The organism is Streptococcus sp. NLN64 (assembly GCF_015831295.1).
Classification (GTDB): domain Bacteria; phylum Bacillota; class Bacilli; order Lactobacillales; family Streptococcaceae; genus Streptococcus.
The window spans coordinates 1-4,287 of record NZ_JADXDQ010000086.1; the positions used below are offsets into that span (position 1 = coordinate 1).

Annotated in this window: 2 protein-coding genes and 1 pseudogene; 2 read left to right on the plus strand and 1 reads right to left on the minus strand. The window is 40.8% G+C overall.

All coding sequences use genetic code 11. The features are described 5' to 3' along the window. Window positions 1-127 precede the first annotated feature (127 nt). Window positions 128-1,054: pseudogene (locus I2503_RS09020) on the minus strand (ISNCY family transposase); the annotation flags it as partial. A gap of 404 nt (window positions 1,055-1,458) precedes the next feature. Here I2503_RS09020 and thrS point away from each other — a divergent pair. Continuing rightward, entirely contained in the window at window positions 1,459-3,399 is a 1,941-nt protein-coding gene (gene thrS / locus I2503_RS09025; RefSeq protein ID WP_196091189.1) for a threonine--tRNA ligase, read from the plus strand. 570 nt (window positions 3,400-3,969) lie between these two features. Next, on the plus strand, window positions 3,970-4,230 hold the full coding sequence (locus I2503_RS09030) for a hypothetical protein (RefSeq protein WP_196967736.1): 261 nt from the start codon (window positions 3,970-3,972) through the stop codon (window positions 4,228-4,230). The last annotated feature ends 57 nt before the right edge of the window (window positions 4,231-4,287 follow it).

The window sequence follows — 4,287 nt, forward strand, 5'->3', positions numbered from 1 at the left end:
TAAAGGGGAAATCCTTTTTTGTCTAGTCGAATGTTTCACCCAATGGGTGAAAAGCAGAACCTTCCAGAAACCCTGTGATCAATACGGTTTCTGGAAGGTTTTTAAGTTAGGTATGAATAATTGGGGTATTAGCCTCTTCCAGAGATTGAATGCCTTTTCTCTGAAGATCAACAGCTAATCGAGATTGTAATGTTTGATTCAGTCTTTCCACCCTTCCCTTCTTCTCAGCGATTGAAGTTGTATCAAGGTCGATGCCCAGCTGTTGGCAAGCAAATCCAAATTGAGTGAGAGTGTGTTCTTCAGCTTTTTTCATCTTTTTACTCTGATATTCAAAAACCGTTCGCCTGTCAGTAAGAAACTCCATAGGAATGCCATGCTTGACAAGAATCTGATTTAAGACATTGAAGTAGCCCTTTAGGGTTTCTTGATAGTCGAAGTAGGCTCCTACAATATCTCCAGAAGCATCGTCGACAGCTACATGAAGATGTGTTTCGATTTCACCAAACCAGACAAGCTGACTGGCGTCCATTTGAATAAGTTCCCCTCTGTATTTCCTTCTTGGTCGTGAGGGGTGTTGTTTTCCTGGTTCTTCTATCAAATCACTAGCGATTGGAGGTGGGGTCATTTGATTTAAGTTCTTGTCTTTGGTATTTTGCTTTTCTTTCATTTCTTCTTTGAATCTTCTTCGAGTTTTTCGGTGAGCTTTAGGTGAGAGATGTCCTGCTTTGTAGAGAATGTGTCGAACAGTGGTGTCAGAGTAAGAAAAGCCATATTCCTCTTCAAGTATTTCACAGAAATGGACAATATTGGGCTTCAGGTTAGAAAATTGTAGGAACCTTTCTACGATAATAGTTCGATGTTCAATGGGGATGGTATGTTTTGGTTTTTTAGAACGGTTTCCATGTACGAAGCCAGCCTTTCCTTTTTCGTGATAGACTTTAAGAAGTCTATTTACATGGCGTACGGATATTCCTAATTTTACGGCTGCTCGTTTTTTATTCTTGTTTCCATCAGCTACTTGCTTGATCACTTGATATTTTTTATCTTCAGACATTGTTAAAACTATTTTCCTCATCTTTCTAATGTAACACAGAGGACATTTTCATATTCGATTTACTTAAGACATTATCACTTTCGAATGATACAGGGCGGAGAAAAAGCTAGATTTTCCTTGTTTTTTTCGAGGGGTTTGGTATAATGCTTATAGAGACACGTCTTTTAACGGAACTTCTTTAAGAGAGTGCACGGTTGCTGGAAGTGCATAGAGGGGTTAAAAGATACTACTCGGTACTATTTTATGCAAACATAAAACGGTGGTTACGTTAGAACCAAGAATGAGGTACTCAGGATTTTTGGGTATAAACAAAGGTGGAACCACGTTGCGACGTCCTTTTTGAGAGGAGGTCGCTTTTTTTGTTTGGCTCGAGTAGGTCTAATAAATTTAAAAGGAGTAGAAATATGGTAAAAATTACATTCCCTGATGGTGCTGTCCGTGAGTATCAGGATGGTATTACTACTGTTGAGATTGCAGAAGGCATCAGCAAGTCCTTGGCTAAAAAAGCGTTGGCCGGTAAATTGAATGGTAAGTTGATTGATACCACTCGTGCTATTCACGAGGATGGAGATTTGGAAATTGTGACCCCTGACCACGAAGATGCTCTTCCCATTTTGCGTCACTCTGCAGCCCACTTGTTTGCCCAAGCGGCTAAGCGTCATTTCCCAGACATTCGCCTAGGGGTCGGTCCGGCGATCCAAGACGGTTTCTACTATGATACCGATAACGAAGCGGGGCAAATTTCCAATGAAGATTTGGCCAAAATTGAAGAAGAAATGCACAAAATCGTCAAGGAAAATTTCCCAAGTGTGCGTTCTGAAGTTTCCAAGGAAGAAGCGAAAGAAATCTTCCACAATGATCCTTATAAATTGGAATTGATTGAAGAGCACAAGGATGATGAGGGTGGTTTGACCATCTACCAACAAGGTGAGTATGTGGATCTCTGTCGTGGTCCTCACGTGCCAACTACTGGCCATATCCAAGTGTTCCACTTGTTGAATGTAGCCGGTGCTTACTGGCGTGGTAAGAGCGAAAATCCAATGATGCAACGGATTTATGGTACTGCTTGGTTTAATAAAAAAGAGCAGGATGCTTACCTCAAGATGCGTGAAGAGGCCAAAGAGCGGGATCACCGTAAGCTTGGTAAGGAATTGGATCTCTTCATGATTAGTCAAGAAGTGGGACAAGGTCTGCCATTCTGGTTGCCAAATGGGGCAACTATCCGTCGCGTAGTGGAGCGTTATATTATTGACCGTGAAGTGGCGGCTGGTTACGATCATGTTTACACACCACCAGTAGCAAGTTCTGAGCTCTATAAGATTTCTGGACACTGGGATCACTATAAAGATGATATGTTCCCAGTGATGGATATGGGTGATGGCGAGTCCTTTGTTCTACGTCCTATGAACTGTCCGCACCACATTCAAATTTATCGCAACCATGTGCATTCTTACCGTGAGTTGCCAATTCGTATTGCTGAGTTGGGAATGATGCACCGTTTTGAGAAATCAGGTGCACTATCAGGTCTTCAACGTGTACGTGAAATGACCTTGAATGATGCTCACCTCTTTGTAACTCCAGAACAGATTCAAGAAGAATTCAAGAAAGTATTGGAGTTGATGATCAGTGTATACGAAGATTTCAATATTACTGATTATCGTTTCCGCCTTTCTTATCGTGATCCTGAAGATAAGGAAAAATACTACGATAATGATGAAATGTGGGAAAATGCTCAACGCATGTTGAAAGCAGCCATGGATGACTTGGAACTCGACTACTTTGAGGCAGAAGGTGAAGCGGCATTCTATGGTCCAAAACTGGATGTGCAAGTTAAAACTGCTTTGGGAAATGAGGAAACACTGTCAACTATCCAACTAGACTTCCTCTTGCCAGAACGCTTTGAATTGACTTACATCGGAGCAGATGGTGAAGAACACCGTCCAGTCATGATTCACCGTGGAATTGTTTCCACCATGGAACGTTTTGTGGCTTACTTGATTGAAACTTACAAAGGAGCCTTCCCAACTTGGTTGGCACCCACTCAAGTAACCCTTATCCCGATTTCAAATGAAGCCCATGCAGATTATGCCTGGGAAGTAGCCAAAGAATTGAAAGATCTTGGCTTCCGTGTTCATGTGGATGAGCGTAACGAGAAAATGCAATACAAGATTCGTCAAAGCCAAACTCAAAAAGTTCCTTACCAATTGATTGTTGGGGATAAAGAAATGGAAGACAAATCGGTTAACGTTCGTCGTTACGGCAGCAAGCAAACTGAAACCAAGTCTATCGCAGACTTTATTGCAGATTTGAAAGCTGATGTGGAGCGCCTTTCTCGTCCTGAATAAGTTGTAGTCCCTGAGTTCAATTGAACTCAGGGATTTTTGCGTCAAAGAAATTTCACGAAGTAACAGAGGAGTTTGATAATACTCGAAACAGTTCGAAATCTGAAAAGGCTATCTGATGAAGGCTGAACTATAGTTCGGCGAAGAGGATTAACACATTCAGACTTTGAAATGTAATGAGTATCATTTTGTTCCAGTCACTTTTTGGAGTAGGTCGATGGTGTTTGGATTGCCATAGACAGGGACTTTCTTTTTTCTTATACTAGAAGTAAGTTTATGGATTCTATTTCAAAATCTGCTCTCGGAGGTTGGTCGATGATTTTATACTCGAAACAGTTCGAATTCTGAAATGAATATTAATCCAGAAATTGGAGTGATATTTTTATAGGTAATAAAGCAAGCATCGCTTGCCTTCAATCTGATGAAGATAGTTCAACAGGTCTGGATACCTGTTGAATCTTATCAATAAGTTCGGCGAAGAGGATTACCGCATTCAGATTTGAAATGCAATGAGTGTTACAGGTTGGTTTTTTGAGATAGCGGATTATATGAGTATGGAAAAGTAGGGATTGTATGATTGAAGAACAGTTTGGAAAAGAGCAGGAGTATAGCTGGATTGTAGTTCGGTCTGATAAAGGGCCTCTCAATCGAAAAGAGTTGGAAGACTATCAGCTGGATACAGAATTGATGGAGTATGCGCTGGATAAGAATGAGCGAGCCCATATGGAATACGATGGGGAGGCGGATCGCTTGTTGTTAATCTTTAACCCGAATTATTCATACCCTGAATATCTTTGCGTAACTATCAAAAAAATCATCAGAAACAAGCAATAAACAATTGCAATTCTGATGATTTTTATGAACGATCAAGCTTTTCTATAAATAAAGATG

Bases quoted from the DNA above. Each gene is read 5' to 3' on its own strand.
- thrS (WP_196091189.1), top strand. From the start codon at position 1,459: ATGGTAAAAATTACATTCCCTGATGGTGCTGTCCGTGAGTATCAGGAT.
- I2503_RS09030 (WP_196967736.1), top strand. From the start codon at position 3,970: ATGATTGAAGAACAGTTTGGAAAAGAGCAGGAGTATAGCTGGATTGTA.